The organism is Ruegeria sediminis (assembly GCF_005938215.1).
Lineage (GTDB): Bacteria > Pseudomonadota > Alphaproteobacteria > Rhodobacterales > Rhodobacteraceae > Ruegeria > Ruegeria sediminis.
This window is the reverse complement of the sequence record NZ_VCPD01000007.1, coordinates 39,632-55,377: the sequence shown is the minus strand read 5'-3', so window position 1 is coordinate 55,377 and position 15,746 is coordinate 39,632. Positions and strand designations below refer to the sequence as shown.

Here is a 15,746-nt window from a genome sequence, read left to right as displayed (position 1 = left end):
GGTTTTTGACCAAATGGACAAAATCGGCATTTTCTTGCGACTAATTCGCAATTGCATTGACTTGATTGCGAATGGTTCGCATATTCAATCCAAGGATATCGCCAGAACGGGGTTCATGATGATTCGTCGCAGCTTTCTTGTGGTTTTGGGTCTGGTTGCCGCCATGCCGCTGGCCGCGTGGGCGCAATCGCCGCTCAAGGTCGTCGCCACGACCGGCATGATCGCGGACGCCGCGCGCCAGGTCGGCGGTGATCAGGTCGAGGTGAAGGCCCTGATGGGGCCGGGCGTCGACCCGCATGCCTATCGACAGACCCGCAGCGACATCGTCGCCATGACCCGCGCCGACCTGGTGCTGTGGCATGGCCTCTACCTCGAGGCGCAGATGGAAGAGTTCTTCCACGACCTCGGCCGCAAGCGCACCGTGGTCGCGGTGGCCGAGGGCATCGACAAGTCCAAGCTGCGCGCTCATGACGACTATGCCGACAAGTACGACCCGCATGTCTGGATGACGCCCGACCTGTGGCGCGACGTGGTCGTCGAGGTGCAGCAGGCGCTGACCGACCTGCGCCCCGAAGCCGCCGAAACCTTCGCCGCCAACGCCGAACGGCATCTGGCCGAACTGGACCGCCTGTCGGATTACGCCGAAACGACGCTGGCCGCCGTGCCCGAGAACAACAGGGTGCTGGTCACCGCGCATGACGCCTTCGGCTATTTCGGCCGCAGCTTCGGCTTCGAGGTGATGGGCATCCAGGGCATTTCGACCCAGTCCGAGGCCGGCCTGAACCGGATCGGCGAACTGGTCGACATTCTGGTCGAACGCAAGATCTCCGCCGTCTTCGTCGAAAGCTCGGTCTCCGACCGCTCCGTGCGCGCGCTGATCGAAGGCGCCGCCGCCAAGGACCACGAGGTGAATGTCGGCGGCGAGCTGTTCTCGGACGCGATGGGCGAGGAAGACACCTACGAGGGCACCTATCTGGGCATGCTCGACCACAACATCACGGTGATAGCCGGGGCGCTCGGCGCCGATGTGCCGGAACGCGGCATGGACGGCCGGCTTTCGGCGGGGTTCTGAGCCCATGCTCGAGCTTGCAACCAGCGAAGGCACCACAGTTGCACCCCAGGATCTGGCCGCAAGCCCGCTTGCGATCCGGGGGTTGACGGTCTCCTACGGGCAGAAACCGGCGGTCTTTTCGGTGGACATGACGGTGCAGCCGGGCGCGATGACGGCGATCATCGGACCCAACGGCGCCGGCAAATCGACGCTGCTCAAGGCCGCGCTCGGCATCATCACGCCTCTTTCGGGCCAGGTGACCGTCTACGGCCAGCCGCTCGACGACCGCCGCGCCCGCATCGCCTATGTACCGCAGCGCGCCAGCGTCGACTGGGATTTCCCGACCCGCGTCATCGACGTGGTGCTGATGGGGCTTTACCGCGAACTGGGTCTTTTGGGCCGCGTCCGCGCGCGGCACCGGGCCACGGCGATGGACTGCCTGAACCGGGTCGGCATGCGCGATTTCGCCGACCGGCAGATCGGCCAGCTGTCCGGCGGGCAGCAGCAGCGGGTTTTCCTGGCGCGCGCGCTGGCGCAGGACGCCGATCTGTACCTGCTGGACGAACCCTTCGCCGGGGTGGACGCCGCCACGGAAAAGGCGATCATCGCAGTGCTGAAATCGCTGAAACAGGCGGGCAAGACCGTCGTGGTGGTGCATCACGACCTTGCCACCGTGACCGACTATTTCGACCATGTGTTCCTGATCAACACCCGCAAGGTGGCCGAAGGCACCGTGGCCGAGGCGTTCACCGCCGAGACGCTGCAGGCCACCTATGGCGGGCGGCTGGCCACGGCCCAGATCGACCAGATCTCCCGCGCCCTGGGCTGAGGCGATGCTCTGGGACGCCCTGACCCTGCAGCTCGGCTACAATGCCACGCTGGTCGCCATCGGCGCGACCCTTCTGGGTATCGCTGCGGGGGTCACCGGCACGTTCCTGTTCCTGCGCAAGCGCGCGCTCGTCAGTGACGCCATCAGCCATGCCACGCTTCCTGGGGTCTGCCTCGCCTTCATGGTGATGGCGGCGCTGGGCGGCGACGGGCGCAACCTGATCGGCCTGCTGGCCGGATCGGCCCTGTCGGCCTGGGTCGGGCTGCTGTGCATGAACTGGCTGACCAGCCGCACGCGGCTGGCTGAGGACGCGGCGATCGGGTCGGTGCTGTCGGTGTTCTTCGGCTTCGGCGTCGTGCTGCTGACGGTGATCCAGACCATGGGCGTCGGCCGCCAGGCCGGGCTCGAAGGGTTCCTGCTGGGCTCGACCGCCGGAATGCTCTGGGCCGACGCCATGGTGATCGCCGCCGGCGGCGCGGCGACGCTGGCGCTTGTCATGCTGATCCGCCGTCCGATGATGCTGGTGGCCTTCGACCCCGAATACGCCGCCGCGCGCGGGTTGCCGGTCGGGCGCATCGACCTCGCCATGATGGGGCTGGTTATGGCGGTGACCGTGGTGGGCCTGAAAATCGTCGGCCTGATCCTGATCGTGGCGCTGCTGATCATCCCGCCGGTGACGGCGCGATTCTGGACCGAGCGTTCGGATCATGTGGTGCTGATCAGCGGGTTTGCCGGCGGGCTGGCCGGCTATCTCGGTGCGGCGCTGTCGGCCTCGGCCCCGAACCTGCCCACCGGGCCGATCATCGTGCTGGTGAGCTTTGCCTTCTTCGCCCTCTCCCTGTTTCTCGCGCCGGTCCGCGGCGTGCTGGCCGCGGTGCTGCGCCACATCCGGTTCCAGCGGCGCGTGCACATGCGGCAGGGCCTGCTGGCGCTGGCCCAGGGGCAGACGATCTACGAGCCGCTGACCCTGCGCCTCTTGCGCCGCGCCGGGCTGGTCCGCCCCGACGGGGTCCCGACGGAGACCGGCAAGGCCCGCTCCGCCAAGGCGCTGCGTGACGAGAAACGGTGGGAGCTGGTGCGGGCCGACCAGGCGCACGAGGCGACGGCGGCGCTCTATGACGGGCTGCGCGACATCGAAACCGTTCTGACCCGCGACCAGATCGCCGAAATCGACCGCCGCATCGGCGGCCCGCAGGAGGTCCGGCCATGAGCGGCGCCGAATTCGTCCCCCTGTCACTGACGCCGCTGCTGATCGGCATTTTCGCCGCCGTGGCCTGTGCCCTGCCGGGCAACTTCCTGGTGCTGCGCAAGCAGGCCCTGATCGGCGACGCCATCAGCCACGTGGTGCTGCCGGGCATCGTGGTGGCCTTTCTACTGACCGGCGTGATCGCCGCCTGGCCGATGATGCTGGGCGCCGCCGGCGCCGCGATCCTGGCCGTGGTGCTGATCGAGGCGATCCGACGTCTCGGCAAGATCGAGCCCGGCGCCGCGATGGGCGTGGTCTTCACCGCCATGTTCGCGGGCGGCGTGCTGCTGCTGGAACAGACCGACACTTCGACCGTGCATCTGGACGTCGAACATGCGCTCTATGGCAATCTCGAAAGCCTGATCTGGCTGGACGCCTCCGGCTGGTCCTCGCTCTTGGACCCCGAGGCGCTGGCCGGACTGCCGGTGGAGCTGCCGCGCATGGGCGTGACCCTGCTGCTCGTGATCCTGTTCACCTGGCTGCTGTGGCGGCCGCTCAAGATCTCGACCTTCGACGAAGGCTATGCCCGCACCATCGGCATCCGCACCAACCTGCTGGGGCTGGCGCTGGTGGTGATGGCGGCGATCGCGGCGGTGGCGGCCTTCGACGCGGTGGGGTCGATCATCGTGATCGCCATGTTCATCTGCCCGCCCGCCGCCGCGCGGATGATGACCAACCGGCTTGAGCGGCAGATCGCCTGGAGCGTGGTCTTCGCGGTCGCCTCGGCGGTGTCGGGCTACGTGCTGGCGGGCTACGGGCCGCTGTGGCTGGGCGGCACCGATGCGGTCAGCGCCGCGGGCATGATCGCGACGATGTCCGGCCTCATCCTCGCGCTCACCGCGCGGTTCGGTCCCTGCCGGTCGCGGACGGGGGCGCCAAGCCAGGCTTGACGCCGGGTCGGGCTTGACTTGGCGATTTCTTGCCGCCCGGCTCCCCCGCCGATCGGCTGAACCCTGCCAAGACCGGCTGCCCTGAGCGGATCGGGCTGTTCGGAAATGCCGTTTGTGGTGTCATGCGCGGCACACGACTGGCACATAGGAAGGCTCCACTCACAAAACCGCCCGGCCAATCCCGAGAAATCAGATGCCCGGCTCCCCGGCTGGCGCATTCGGGTGCGGCCGGGCGACATTGCGTTCCATGACCCATGAAACCCTCGTCAAACCAGTGGCAGAATCGCCGCCGGTCATGCTAGGTCTGGGGGTATGGCGCAGGCAAACCCCAATATCGGCGACAATCGCCCCGTTATCCGGCAACTCGACGAGACCGCGATCAACCGCATCGCCGCGGGCGAAGTGGTCGAGCGTCCGGCCTCTGCGGTCAAGGAGCTGGTGGAGAATGCGGTCGATGCCGGGGCCACCCGCATCAGCATAGACATCGCGGATGGCGGCAAGACTCTGATCCGCGTCACAGACGACGGCTGCGGCATCGCCGCAGACGATCTTCCGCTGGCCCTGGCGCGACATGCGACTTCCAAGATCGACGGATCCGACCTGCTCAACATCCACACCTTCGGCTTCCGGGGCGAGGCGCTGCCGTCCCTGGGGGCGGTGGGCCGGCTGACCATCACCAGCCGGGTGCCGGGGGGCGAGGCCGCGCAGATCCGGGTCGCCGGCGGCAGGATGGAGCCGGTGAAACCGGCGGCGCTGCGCGCGGGTACGGTGGTCGAGTTGCGGGATCTCTTCTTCGCCACGCCGGCGCGGCTGAAATTCATGCGCACCGACCGCGCCGAGGCGCAGGCCATAACCGACACGGTCAAGCGCCTGGCCATGGCGGAACCGGCGATCACCTTCACCCTGCGCGACGTCTCGGGCGGCGGCGAGGGCCGGGTGGTGTTCCGCGCCGACCGCGAGAACGGCGACCTGTTCGATGCGCTCCACGCCCGGCTCGGCCGCGTGCTGGGCCGCGATTTCGCCGACAACGCCCTGCGCATCGACGCCAACCGCGACGGCATCCGCCTTTACGGTTACGCGGCGCTGCCCACCTATTCGCGCGGCGCGGCGGTGGCGCAGTACCTCTTCGTCAACGGCCGCCCGGTGCGGGACAAGATGCTCACCGGGGCGCTCAGGGCCGCCTATTTCGACTTCCTCAGCCGCGACCGCCATCCGGCGGCGGCGCTGTTCATCGACTGCGACCCGACGCTGGTGGACGTGAACGTGCACCCCGCGAAATCCGAGGTGCGGTTCCGCGATCCCGGCATCCCGCGCGGGCTGATCGTCTCGGCGCTGCGCCACGCGCTGGCCGAGGCCGGGCACCGCGCCTCGTCCACCGTGGCGGGCGCGACGCTCGGCGCCATGCGCCCCGAGCAGGCCGCGCCCGGTCCGCGCATCTACCAGATGGACCGCCCTTCGCCGGGCGCGCGGCGGGCGGCCTACCAGGCGCAGGCGCCCGGTTTTGCGGAACTCGCAGGCAGTTTCAGTGGCCAGGTCGTCGAACCCCCTGCATCCCGGGACGCCCCGCAGATGGACCGCTCTGCCGAGCCCGATCCGCAACCGCAGGCCGAGCGGCTGCCGCTGGGCGCCGCGCGGGGGCAGGTGCACGAGAATTACATCATCGCCCAGACCGCCGACGGCATGGTCATCGTCGATCAACACGCGGCGCATGAACGGCTGGTCTACGAAAAGCTGAAACGCCAGTTGGCCGAAAACGGTGTCGCGGCCCAGGCCCTCTTGATCCCCGAGATCGTGGATCTTTCCGACGGCGACCGCGCAAGGCTGATGGAGGCCGCCGATGACCTGTCGCGCCTTGGCCTGACCGTCGAACCCTTCGGCGGCGGCGCGGTGGCGGTGCGCGAAACCCCGGCGATCCTGGGCGAGGTCGATGCCCGCGCCATGATCCACGACATCCTCGACGAACTGGCCGATCAGGGCGAAAGCCAGACGGTGCAGGCCCGGATCGAGGCGATCCTCAGCCGGGTCGCCTGCCACGGCTCGGTCCGTTCCGGCCGCAGGATGCGCGCCGAAGAGATGAACGCCCTGTTGCGCGAGATGGAGACGACACCGCATTCCGGACAGTGCAATCACGGGCGGCCCACCTACGTCGAATTGAAACTGTCCGATATCGAAAGGCTGTTCGGACGCAGTTGATCCCGTTGGCAGGCGGGCGTACAAAGATAGAAACAAAACAAGAACACGCAGGTTGAAATGATCGAGATTGCAGGCAACTCCTATTCCCTGAACGACCCGGCGGTGATGGGCGCACTGGTTGGCGGCGCCTTCGCGCTGGTGATTCTGTTGCTGCTGCTTCTTTCGCTGCGGGCGGCCAGCCGGTCGGCTCGCATGGCCGAACCGCTGGCGCAGCAGCTGGCCTTTCTGGGCCAGAACGTGCAGCAGCTCAGCCTCGGGCAGGAACAGCTGCGCGGCGGGCTCCAGCATGTCTCGGACACCCAGGCCAACGCGCAGGTCAAGGTGATCCAGACGGTCGAGGCGCGGCTGTCCTCGGTGCAGCAGCAGATGAACGACCGGCTGGCCGACAATGCGCTGAAATCGGCCCGGGCTCTGGCCGAGATGCAGGAACGCATGAAGGAAACGCTGCACGGTTCGTCGAAACAGACCGCCACCTCGCTGACGCAGCTGCAGGAAAGGCTGGCGGCCATCGACAAGGCGCAGGACAACATCACCAAGCTGTCGGGCGACGTGCTGTCGCTGCAGGACATCCTGTCGAACAAGCAGACGCGTGGGGCGTTCGGGGAAATCCAGCTGAACGACATCGTGTCCAAGGCGCTGCCCTCGGACAGCTACACGCTGCAGGCGACCCTGTCCAATGGCCGCCGCGCCGATTGCCTGATCCACCTGCCCAACCCGCCGGGGCCGATCGTGATCGACAGCAAGTTCCCGCTGGAGGCATACGAGGCGCTGCGCCGGGCCGAGACGCAGGCGCAGGCGCAGGAGGCGGCGCGGCTGATGAAGGCGGCGCTGCGCGCCCATATCAAGGCGATCTCCGAGAAATACATCATCGAAGGCGAAACCGCCGACGGGGCGCTGCTGTTCCTGCCTTCCGAGGCGGTCTATGCCGAACTTCACGCCAATTTCGCCGAGATCGTGCGCGAAGGCTTCGCGGCGCGCGTCTGGATCGTCTCGCCGACCACCTGCATGGCCACGCTGAACACCATGCGCGCCATCCTCAAGGACGCGCGGATGCGCGAACAGGCCGGGGCCATCCGCAAGGAGCTGGGCCTGCTGCACAAGGATGTCGAACGCCTGGGCGACCGCGTCTCGAACCTGGACCGGCATTTCGGGCAGGCGGCCAAGGATCTGTCCGAGATCAAGATCAGCGCCGAAAAGGCGGGCCGCCGGGCGCAGCGGCTGGACAACTTCGATTTCGAGGAACTGGCGCCGGAAGAGACCGGGCAGATCGTATCACTTACGAAAACCGATCGCCAAGGTTAGTCCGATGCGTGCCGAGATGGCTGATTCCGCCGGTCCCCTGCTCTTCGATGCCGAAAAACGCGCCGAGCGTCTGGCCGGCCTGTTGCGCATGGCCGTTGCGGCGGGCCTCGGACTGACCTTCGTGCTGGTGGTCAGGCCACAAGCCGCAAACGCCGATACGGTCCTGTGGACGCAATGGGCCTATGCGGCGATCGGAATGACCGGCTACTTCCTGTTGGGGTTTTTCGGCTGGCTTCTGGCGCGCAGCCGGTATTACCGGGCCTGGATGGTGTGGCCGGTGGCGGCCGGCGATTGTCTGTTCGTTCTGTCGGGTCTTTGGATGAGCGTCGGAAATGTCGGCGCCGGATCGGCCGTCACGCTGGCCTTCCCGTCGGCCTGGCTGGTGCCGTTGGTCCTGGCGTTCGGCGCCCTTCGGGTGGACCCGCGCGTGCTGTGGGTGATGACCCTGAGCCTGGTTGCGGGATTGGCGGGACTGATCGCGTTGCGGCATGGCGAATGGCCGGTTCAGCCGGGTTCGCTCGAACGGATTGCTCCTTTTTTCGCACCGCCGCCCAACATGATGCGACTGGCGATGATCGCGGTCGCCGGTGCCGTTCTGGCCGTGGCGGCGGCGCGCACGCGGGCGTTGCTCGTGCGTTCCATCGACGAAGCGAACCGCCGCGCCAACCTGACCCGATACCTGCCCGCGCAGCTTGCCGATGACCTCGGCGAAGCGGGGTTGGCCGCGATGCAGGAAGGTACGCGCCAGAACGCGGGTTTGCTTTTCATCGACATCCGGGGCTTTACCGGCATGACGCAGGAGATGCCGCCGCAGGCGGTTTCCCAGTTTGTATCCGAATACCGGCGCAGGGTGTCGGCGGTGGCGCGTGAAACCGGCGGCATCATCGACAAGTTCATGGGTGACGCCGTCCTGATCGTTTTCTCCGGCCAGGACGCCGCCGCACGGTGCCTGACCTGCGGATTGGCCTTGCGCGACGAGATTTCGGATTGGTCGCAGGACCGCGGATCGGGCGGGCAGCCGCCCGTGCGCGTCGGCATTGGCCTGCATTGGGGCGAGGTCTTCAGTGGGGTTGTCGGGGACAACGACCGGCTGGAATACTCGGTTTTTGGTGACGCGGTGAACATTGCCGCCCGGTTGGAAAGCCTGACCCGCGATCTGGGGCTGGACCTGATTGCCTCGCGTGACGTGATCGCGGCGGCCGGAGCCACGCCGCAGGATTTCGGCATGGAAACGCTGGCGCCGCTTGCCGTGCGTGGACGCGAGGGCGCGCTTTCACTGGCAGGGCTGCGGCCCGACGCCAAAGCCGAAACCGCAGGAACGGCGGCGTCGGCGGTGGAATCGCGGTCTTGAGGCCGGCTGAAATCGGGGCAGGCCACAACGGGTGAACAAACCCGATTTCGGGCAACAGGCGCCCGTCGTCACGCTGGTGCGGATCGCGTCACTGACCGAAGGGCCAGATCAGGTTGAAGACGAACATGACCACGAAGATCGCGGCGAAGATCTTCCAGTCCCAGCCGCGATGCTCCCCGTCCACAAGACCGGCGCGCCGCATGCCCCAGATCGTGGCAAGGATGAGGACCGCGGCCACCGCCGCGTGAAAAAGGTCGAAATGCATCGGGCGTCTCCTGTGTGGCGCCGGCTGGTTCCCGCCTCCGCAGCTTCGGGAAGAAGGTTACTGAATCGACAGATCCACGTTGTAGCCGACCGTCTTGCCGGCATCCCGGTCGTTGCCCATCAGGTATACGCGGATCGTGTAGTCCCCGGACTCGGGCAGGTCGATGGTCGTGCTGTTGCCGTTGATCGAGGCGTTGTAGATCGCCACGTCGTTGCTGCCGGGCGGCAGGATGTTGAAATAGGCCGTGCCGGTGCCGTTGGTGTCGCTGACGGTGAGCTCGACGAACATCTTCTGTCCGGCATTGGCGCCCAGCTTGTAATCGAAGTATTCGTCTCCGGTGATGGTGCCGCTGACCATCGTGCCGTAGTTGCCCTGCTGGAAATGCACGTCGGAGGACATCTGCGCCGAGGCGGGCGCGCCAAGAACAAGAGCAGCCAGAACAAGTGAGGCAATTCGTTTCATCGCAATTCCTTTCCTTGTCAAAGTGACCGGGCGCTCGACGGCGCCCGACCGGCCTATCCTAACCCGTTCGGGACGTTTATCAAATCCGCAGGAAGGGCTGAACCAGCCGCGGGATCAGGCTGTTGAACCTGAGCGGCGCGTCGGTCACCGCCAGGCAGATGCAATCCTCGCCGATATCCGCGACAGGCATGTGCTCCAGTTCCGGATCGGCGATTTCCACGTCGCCGCGGGCAAAGCGGTCGATCTCGTCGGAAAACGCGCCTTGCAGAACCATTGTCAGCTCCATCCCCTTGTGGCCGTGATCCGGCATGGCCGCACCCGCAGGAATGAACAGCAACCGCGCCGAGGCATCGCGCGAAGTCGGAAGGATCGCCTGCTTGACGCCCATGCCCACGGGCCTCCAACGGATTTCATCGACCGTGCCGCCCACATAGTCCTGCAGCGGCGCCGGAAGCACCTTGCAGGCGGGCCGGGCGGGCATGGCTCGGGGCGTTCCCTTGGCGATCAGCGCCATCGTTGCCTCAAGCGCGTCCTGCTCCATCTCGACGCCTTGCGCCTGCTCCTCCAGAACGCAGCCGCCGATGGCGTCATAGCTTTCGGCCTGCGCCCGGCAGCGGTCGCACAGGGACAGGTGCGTGGCCACCATCAGGCTGAACGCCTCGGGCAGCGTTCCGGCCGAATAGGCCATCAGCAGCTCGTCCGTCAGGTGATGTCGTATCGTGTCTCTCATCGTCGTCTCATTTCATGGCATGGCGCAGGCGATCCAGCGCCAGCCGGATGCGGGATTTGATCGTGCCAAGCGGCAAGCCCGTTTCGGCGGCGATTTCGCGATGGCTCAGATCGCCGAAATAGGCCTTTTCGATCAGTTCCCTCTGCGCCTTCGGCAGCACCTTCAGGGCGCTGCGCAGTTGCTCGGTTTCCTGTTGCAGCGAGATCACGTCCGCCTGCTCCGGCTCCGCCTCGGGGCCCCAGTACAGATCCTCGGGCTCGGGGCGGCGCTGCTTGCGCAGGTAGTCGATCCGCTTGTTCCGGGCGATCGTGAACACCCAGGTCGCGACCGAAGCCCGCGCCGGATCGAACAGGTGGGCCTTGTGCCAGAGGGTCGCCATGACCTCCTGCGCGCATTCCTCGGCCATCGCTGCGTCCGACCCGGACCTGATGAGAAACGCCTTCACCCGCGGCGCGAAATGCCGGAACAGTTCGGCAAAGGCCGACTGGTCCTGCGCATCCCGTATCCGTCGGACATGGGCGACCCATTCGCCCTGCGTCGCCAACGTTTCCTGTACTTCGGTCACTCGTTTCCTTCCGGTCGAAATCTTCCCGCCACGATTCCGCGTCAGTTCCATCACGGCGACGGCCGCGCAATCCCGGGGTTCGGTGTCGATTTCAACAAACATACTCTGCTTACGGCGCTGGCCCCAACCCGGATCAGAAACTTTTTCAAATTTTTCATCCACGTCCGGCGCCCGTCCGTAAACTGGGAAAAACCAACCGGAGAATACAATGCCGTTCGAACAAGGCTCGGGACTGCCGCGGAAAATCGCCATCATCGGAGGTGGCATATCGGGAATGGGGGCGGCCAACCTTCTGGCCGATCATCACAACGTCATTCTGTTCGAGGCCGAGCCGCGGCTGGGCGGCCATGCCCGCACCCGGATCGCCGGCAAGCGCGGTGACCGGCCGGTCGACACCGGGTTCATCGTGTTCAACAAGGTGACCTATCCCAATCTCGTGCAGCTGTTCGACCGGCTGGAGGTGCCGATCATCGAAAGCCGGATGAGCTTTGGCGTCTCGGCCCGGGGCGGTGCGGTGGAATACGCCCTGCATGGGGCGGATGCCCTGTTCGCGCAGCGGCGCAACCTCGTCCAGCCGAACTTCCTGCGCATGGTGCGCGACCTTTACCGCTTCAATGCGCAGGCGCTGCGCTATGCCGACGACCGCTCGATCACCGTGCGCGACCTGCTGGACCGGCTGGGAACCGGCAGCTGGTTCCGGTCCTACTACCTTGAACCCTTTTCCGGCGCGATCTGGTCCACGCCCAAGGAGAAGGTGCTCGATTTCCCCGCCCACGCGATGATCCGCTTCTTCGACAATCATCTGCTGCTCGACGCGCGGCGCGACCACCAGTGGTACACGGTGCAGGGCGGCTCGGTGGAATATGTCCGCCGCCTCGAAGCCGCGATGCGCCGCAAGGGGGGCGAGATCCGTCTGGGCGCGCCGATCGACGCGGTGCGCAGGACGCCCGCGGGTCCGCAGGTCAAGGCGAGCGGGGGCGACTGGGAAACCTTCGACGAGGTGGTTTTCGCCACCCATTCCGACGATACCCTGTCGCTGCTGGCCGATCCCACCCCGCAGGAGCGCGCGGCGCTTGGGGCGATCCGCTATCAGCCCAACGACGTGGTGCTGCACGCCGACCCCTCGCTGATGCCCAAACGCCGCAAGTGCTGGGCCAGCTGGGTGCATACCGAGGACGCCGCGCCGGAATCTAGCCGCATCGACCTGACCTACTGGATGAATTCGCTGCAGCCGATCCCGCAGGACGACCCGATGTTCGTCACCCTGAACTCGCGCCGCCGGATCCGCGAAGAGCTGATCTATGACGAGGCGGTGTTCCGGCACCCCGTTTTCGACCTGGCCGCGCTGGACGCCCAGCAGGAGGTCGCCCGTTTCAACGGCGCCAACGCGACCTGGTTCTGCGGCGCCTGGATGCGCAACGGCTTTCACGAGGACGGCCTCGCCAGCGCGGTCGACGTGGTCGAGGGCATCAACCGCGCCGGCGCAATCCAGGTCGCGGCGGAATGAGGACCGTCGAACATATCGCCGCGCACAGTTTCCACGGGCGCAAGGGCAGGGTCGAAAACGGATTCCGCTACTCGATGGACTGCGTGCTGCTGGACCCCGAGGCAGAGCCGTCGGCACCAAGTCTCTTCTCGCGCAACCGCAGCAATGTCATGGGGGTCCGCGACCTTGACCATGGCGGCGAGCCGGGCAAGGGGCGCGGTGCGCCGTGGCTGCGGCAGGTGTTCGCCGAGTACCAGTTGCCGCAACCCGCACGGCTGGCCCTGCTGACGCAGCCGCGGGTGCTGGGGCATGTCTTCAACCCGGTCAGCTTCTGGTTCTGCTTCGACGCCGGGGACGCGCTTTTCGCCGTCGTCGCCGAGGTCACCAACACCTTCGGCACCCGACACAGCTATGTCTGCCACAAGCCCGACCTGTCGCCGATCGCGCCCTCCGACCGTCTGACCGCGCGCAAGCTGCTGCATGTCTCGCCGTTTCAGCCGCGCGAGGGCGAGTACGTGTTCCGGTTCGATCTGCGCGACGACCGCGTCGGCATCTGGATCGACTATAGCCGCGAAGACGGCGGCCTGATTGCCACTCTGACCGGGCGGCGCAGGCCGCTGACCAACGGCGCGATCCTCTGGTCCCTGTTGCGGCGGCCGTTCGGCGCGCGTCGTGTTCTGGCGCTGATTCACTGGCAGGCGCTGAAACTCTGGATCAAGGGCGCGCGGTTCCGCCCCGAGCCCGCACCCCGCAAACCTGACGTGAGCCGGGGATGAGCTGGGCGGCGGCGCAAAACCCGACGCGGCCGCGCCTGCCGGCCTATGCCGGGTTCGCGGCGGTGCTGGCGGCGGCGGGACTGCCGCTCTACATCCACGCGCCGAAATTCTATGCCGACCGATACGGCGTCAGCCTGGCCGCCCTGGGCGCCGTTCTGTTCGGCCTGCGGTTGCTGGACGTTTTGCAGGATCCGCTGCTCGGCAGGCTGTCCGAGCATTGGCGCCAACGCCGCGCATCGGCGGCCGCCGCGGCCACCTTCCTGCTTGCCGTGGGGATGTTGGGGCTGTTCGCCGTGGCGCCGCCGGTGTCGCCGGTGCTGTGGTTTGCGCTGATGCTGACGCTGGTCTTCTCGTCCTTCAGTTTCCTCACCATCTGCTTCTACGCGCAGGGCGTCACCACGGCAGGCGGGCTGGGGCCTTCCGGTCATCTGCGCCTGGCGCGATGGCGCGAGACGGGCGCGCTGGCCGGCATCTGCCTTGCCGCGATTGCGCCGGTCCTGCTGGCCCGGGTGACGCCGTGGCCCTTTGCCGCCTTCGCCTTGGTCTTCGCGGGCCTGGCGCTGCTGGCCGGTGCCGCCATGCGTCTGGAATGGGGGGCAGGGCGCCTGCCGCCTTCGGCCGGCTTCCGGCCGGTCCTGCGCGACCGGCTTGCCCGCCGCCTGCTGGGCATCGCGTTTCTGAACGCTGCGCCGGTGGCCGTTTCCTCGACGCTGTTCCTGTTCTATGTCGAAAGCCGTCTGCAAGCCCCGGGGAGCGAAGGCCCGCTCCTGGTCCTGTTCTTCCTGTCCGCCGCCGTGGCCGCTCCGGTCTGGGGAAAGCTGGCCGAGCATTTCGACCCCAAACCCGTTCTCGCAATCGCCATGACCCTGTCGATCGGCGCCTTCGCCGGGGCGCTGCTGCTGGGGCCGGGGGACGTCGCGCTTTTCGCCGTCATCTGCGTCGCGACCGGTGCCGCGCTTGGCGCCGACATGACCCTGCTGCCGGCGCTTTTCGCAACCCGGATGGCGCGCATATCGCCAACCGCCGCCGAAGGCTTCGGCCTCTGGTCCTTCGTCTCGAAGTTCACCCTTGCCCTGGCCGCCGTTCTGCTGCTGCCCGCGCTCGACGCCGCAGGCTTCCGCAGCGGGGCGGCGAACCCGCCGCAGGCGCTGGCCCTGTTGGCGCTGTTCTACGCCGCGCTGCCCTGCGGCCTCAAGGCGGTCGCCCTCACCTTGCTGGCGATCACCGACCTGAAGGAGATCTGACTCATGGAACCGTTCCTGTTCATGCTGCTCGGCGCAGCCCTCGCCCTTGCCTGTGCCCTCGCCGCAAGCCGCGTCATCGGGTTTTCGGCGCAGCGCCCGGAAGATTACCAAGCGATGGGGCCGCAATTCGACCTGCGCCGGCACCTGAACGGCCCGATTGCCTGCGAGGGCGTGATCTTCGGGCCGACGGGGCGGGTGGCCTCGCGTTTCCAGGGCGACATGCGGGCCGAATGGGAAGGCAATGCCGGAACCATGACCGAGCATTTCGCCTATGACACCGGCACCGTCCAGAGCCGGCTGTGGCAGCTTCGCCTCGGCAATGACGGCCGCATCGAGGCGACCGCCGGCGATGTCGTCGGCACCGGACAAGGCACGCAGATGGGATCGGCGGTGCAGATGCGCTACCGGATCCGGCTGCCCGAAAGCGCGGGCGGGCACGTGGTGGACGTGGTGGACTGGATGTATCTCGCGCCGGGCGGCGTCATCGTGAACCGCTCGCAGTTCCGCAAGTTCGGGATCAAGGTGGCCGAGCTTGTCGCCGTGATGCGCCCGGCCGACCAGGACCGGATGGCGGCATGAGGGACTGGGCCGGCAAACGCTATTGGCTGGTCGGCGCCAGCGATGGGCTGGGCGCCGCCCTGGCCGTGGAAATGAGCCGCGCCGGCGCGCATCTGGTCCTGTCCGCGCGCTCCGAAGACCGGCTGCGCGCCGTGGCCGCCCGGCTGCCCGGCCCCTGCGAAGTCCTGCCGGTCGATGTCTCGGACGATGCCGGCGTGCGGCAGGCCGGCGTCGCGGTGGGTGACATCGACGGGGTGGTGTTCCTGGCCGGTGTCTATTGGCCGATGCGGGCCCAGGACTGGGATTTCGACCGGGCCGTGGCGATGGCTGACGTCAACTTTACAGGGCTGGTCCGCACCCTCGGCGCATGTCTCCCGGCCATGACCGCGCGCGGCCGCGGTCACGTGGTGATCACCGGCTCGCTCTCGGGGTTTCGCGGGCTGCCCGGCGCGATCGGTTATGCCGCGTCCAAATCCGGAGTGATGGTCCTGGCCGAATCCATGCGGGCGGATCTGCGGGCAACCGGGGTCGAGGTGCAGCTGGTCAATCCCGGCTTCATCCGCACCCGCCTGACCGAGAAGAACGATTTCGCCATGCCCTTCATCATGGAGCCCGAAGCGGCGGCGCAGGCGATGTTCCGGCACATGAACGGCCGGCGGTTCCAGCGCAGCTTTCCCGCGCCTTTCTCCTGGCTGTTCCGCCTGTCGCAGTTTCTTCCGGACTGGCTCTACTACCGTCTGTTTGCGTAAGATCAAAGACGGGCGTGACCGAGCCTGATTGTGATGGGCCGAGGAACAA

General features: G+C 67.1%; 16 protein-coding genes. 12 read left to right on the top strand and 4 right to left on the bottom strand.

All coding sequences use genetic code 11. The annotated features are described in order from the left end of the window. The first annotated feature begins 115 nt into the window (after positions 1-115). The 7 genes from FGK63_RS17195 to FGK63_RS17165 all read left to right on the top strand — a co-directional run bounded on the left by FGK63_RS17195 (position 116) and on the right by FGK63_RS17165 (position 8,862). The gene (locus tag FGK63_RS17195) at positions 116-1,072 is read left to right on the top strand and encodes a metal ABC transporter solute-binding protein, Zn/Mn family (RefSeq protein ID WP_171052696.1); all 957 of its coding nucleotides are present in this window, start codon (positions 116-118) and stop codon (positions 1,070-1,072) included. Positions 1,073-1,076: 4 nt separating this feature from the next. Then, the gene (locus FGK63_RS17190) at positions 1,077-1,880 is read left to right on the top strand and encodes a metal ABC transporter ATP-binding protein (protein WP_138844556.1); all 804 of its coding nucleotides are present in this window, start codon (positions 1,077-1,079) and stop codon (positions 1,878-1,880) included. A 4-nt stretch (positions 1,881-1,884) separates the two neighbouring features. Then, on the top strand, positions 1,885-3,090 hold the full coding sequence (locus tag FGK63_RS17185) for a metal ABC transporter permease (protein ID WP_138844554.1): 1,206 nt from the start codon (positions 1,885-1,887) through the stop codon (positions 3,088-3,090). After that, positions 3,087-4,016 (top strand): metal ABC transporter permease, encoded by a 930-nt coding sequence (locus tag FGK63_RS17180; protein WP_138844552.1) that lies wholly within the window; start codon positions 3,087-3,089, stop codon positions 4,014-4,016. Before FGK63_RS17185 ends, FGK63_RS17180 begins: the two co-directional genes overlap by 4 nt. A gap of 312 nt (positions 4,017-4,328) precedes the next feature. Further along, positions 4,329-6,209, top strand: coding sequence for a DNA mismatch repair endonuclease MutL (gene mutL / locus FGK63_RS17175; RefSeq protein ID WP_138844550.1), 1,881 nt, complete (start codon positions 4,329-4,331; stop codon positions 6,207-6,209). A gap of 57 nt (positions 6,210-6,266) precedes the next feature. Then, entirely contained in the window at positions 6,267-7,511 is a 1,245-nt protein-coding gene (locus tag FGK63_RS17170) for a DNA recombination protein RmuC (protein ID WP_138844548.1), read from the top strand. A 16-nt stretch (positions 7,512-7,527) separates the two neighbouring features. Further along, positions 7,528-8,862, top strand: coding sequence for an adenylate/guanylate cyclase domain-containing protein (locus FGK63_RS17165; RefSeq protein WP_171052695.1), 1,335 nt, complete (start codon positions 7,528-7,530; stop codon positions 8,860-8,862). Between the two features lie 88 nt (positions 8,863-8,950). Here the strand turns inward: FGK63_RS17165 and FGK63_RS20830 are convergent, their stop codons facing one another. The 4 genes from FGK63_RS20830 to FGK63_RS17150 all read right to left on the bottom strand — a co-directional run bounded on the left by FGK63_RS20830 (position 8,951) and on the right by FGK63_RS17150 (position 10,935). Then, on the bottom strand, positions 8,951-9,127 hold the full coding sequence (locus tag FGK63_RS20830) for a hypothetical protein (RefSeq protein WP_171052694.1): 177 nt from the start codon (positions 9,125-9,127) through the stop codon (positions 8,951-8,953). 57 nt (positions 9,128-9,184) lie between these two features. Then, a complete protein-coding gene (locus FGK63_RS17160) occupies positions 9,185-9,589 on the bottom strand; it encodes a hypothetical protein (RefSeq protein ID WP_138844545.1) in 405 nt (134 codons plus the stop codon). Between the two features lie 79 nt (positions 9,590-9,668). After that, complete coding sequence (locus FGK63_RS17155; RefSeq protein ID WP_138844543.1) at positions 9,669-10,319, bottom strand: ChrR family anti-sigma-E factor; 651 nt, start codon at positions 10,317-10,319, stop codon at positions 9,669-9,671. Positions 10,320-10,326: 7 nt separating this feature from the next. Then, entirely contained in the window at positions 10,327-10,935 is a 609-nt protein-coding gene (locus tag FGK63_RS17150; RefSeq protein ID WP_138844876.1) for a sigma-70 family RNA polymerase sigma factor, read from the bottom strand. Between the two features lie 157 nt (positions 10,936-11,092). Here FGK63_RS17150 and FGK63_RS17145 point away from each other — a divergent pair, with 157 nt between their 5' ends. Genes FGK63_RS17145 through FGK63_RS17125 form a run of 5 tightly spaced genes read left to right on the top strand, consistent with a single transcriptional unit; the run spans position 11,093 to position 15,697 of the window. Further along, entirely contained in the window at positions 11,093-12,391 is a 1,299-nt protein-coding gene (locus tag FGK63_RS17145) for an NAD(P)/FAD-dependent oxidoreductase (RefSeq protein WP_138844541.1), read from the top strand. Further along, on the top strand, positions 12,388-13,146 hold the full coding sequence (locus tag FGK63_RS17140; RefSeq protein WP_138844539.1) for a DUF1365 domain-containing protein: 759 nt from the start codon (positions 12,388-12,390) through the stop codon (positions 13,144-13,146). Before FGK63_RS17145 ends, FGK63_RS17140 begins: the two co-directional genes overlap by 4 nt. Next, the gene (locus FGK63_RS17135; RefSeq protein WP_138844537.1) at positions 13,143-14,390 is read left to right on the top strand and encodes an MFS transporter; all 1,248 of its coding nucleotides are present in this window, start codon (positions 13,143-13,145) and stop codon (positions 14,388-14,390) included. The genes FGK63_RS17140 and FGK63_RS17135 overlap by 4 nt, the downstream gene beginning before the upstream one ends. A 3-nt stretch (positions 14,391-14,393) precedes the next feature. Continuing rightward, the gene (locus tag FGK63_RS17130) at positions 14,394-14,969 is read left to right on the top strand and encodes a DUF3833 domain-containing protein (protein ID WP_138844535.1); all 576 of its coding nucleotides are present in this window, start codon (positions 14,394-14,396) and stop codon (positions 14,967-14,969) included. Next, positions 14,966-15,697 carry an SDR family NAD(P)-dependent oxidoreductase gene (locus FGK63_RS17125; protein ID WP_138844533.1) on the top strand — a complete coding sequence of 244 codons (732 nt, stop codon included), beginning with the start codon at positions 14,966-14,968 and terminating at the stop codon, positions 15,695-15,697. The genes FGK63_RS17130 and FGK63_RS17125 overlap by 4 nt, the downstream gene beginning before the upstream one ends. Positions 15,698-15,746: the final 49 nt, after the last annotated feature.

What these genes read in the sequence shown, in the direction of transcription:
- FGK63_RS17155 (WP_138844543.1), bottom strand. Translation starts at nt 10,319, where the DNA reads ATGAGAGACACGATACGACATCACCTGACGGACGAGCTGCTGATGGCC.
- FGK63_RS17145 (WP_138844541.1), top strand. Translation starts at nt 11,093, where the DNA reads ATGCCGTTCGAACAAGGCTCGGGACTGCCGCGGAAAATCGCCATCATC.
- FGK63_RS17195 (WP_171052696.1), top strand. Translation starts at nt 116, where the DNA reads ATGATGATTCGTCGCAGCTTTCTTGTGGTTTTGGGTCTGGTTGCCGCC.
- FGK63_RS20830 (WP_171052694.1), bottom strand. Translation starts at nt 9,127, where the DNA reads ATGCATTTCGACCTTTTTCACGCGGCGGTGGCCGCGGTCCTCATCCTT.
- FGK63_RS17185 (WP_138844554.1), top strand. Translation starts at nt 1,885, where the DNA reads ATGCTCTGGGACGCCCTGACCCTGCAGCTCGGCTACAATGCCACGCTG.
- FGK63_RS17140 (WP_138844539.1), top strand. Translation starts at nt 12,388, where the DNA reads ATGAGGACCGTCGAACATATCGCCGCGCACAGTTTCCACGGGCGCAAG.
- FGK63_RS17130 (WP_138844535.1), top strand. Translation starts at nt 14,394, where the DNA reads ATGGAACCGTTCCTGTTCATGCTGCTCGGCGCAGCCCTCGCCCTTGCC.
- FGK63_RS17190 (WP_138844556.1), top strand. Translation starts at nt 1,077, where the DNA reads ATGCTCGAGCTTGCAACCAGCGAAGGCACCACAGTTGCACCCCAGGAT.
- FGK63_RS17160 (WP_138844545.1), bottom strand. Translation starts at nt 9,589, where the DNA reads ATGAAACGAATTGCCTCACTTGTTCTGGCTGCTCTTGTTCTTGGCGCG.
- FGK63_RS17150 (WP_138844876.1), bottom strand. Translation starts at nt 10,935, where the DNA reads ATGGAACTGACGCGGAATCGTGGCGGGAAGATTTCGACCGGAAGGAAA.
- mutL (WP_138844550.1), top strand. Translation starts at nt 4,329, where the DNA reads ATGGCGCAGGCAAACCCCAATATCGGCGACAATCGCCCCGTTATCCGG.
- FGK63_RS17125 (WP_138844533.1), top strand. Translation starts at nt 14,966, where the DNA reads ATGAGGGACTGGGCCGGCAAACGCTATTGGCTGGTCGGCGCCAGCGAT.
- FGK63_RS17135 (WP_138844537.1), top strand. Translation starts at nt 13,143, where the DNA reads ATGAGCTGGGCGGCGGCGCAAAACCCGACGCGGCCGCGCCTGCCGGCC.
- FGK63_RS17165 (WP_171052695.1), top strand. Translation starts at nt 7,528, where the DNA reads ATGGCTGATTCCGCCGGTCCCCTGCTCTTCGATGCCGAAAAACGCGCC.
- FGK63_RS17180 (WP_138844552.1), top strand. Translation starts at nt 3,087, where the DNA reads ATGAGCGGCGCCGAATTCGTCCCCCTGTCACTGACGCCGCTGCTGATC.
- FGK63_RS17170 (WP_138844548.1), top strand. Translation starts at nt 6,267, where the DNA reads ATGATCGAGATTGCAGGCAACTCCTATTCCCTGAACGACCCGGCGGTG.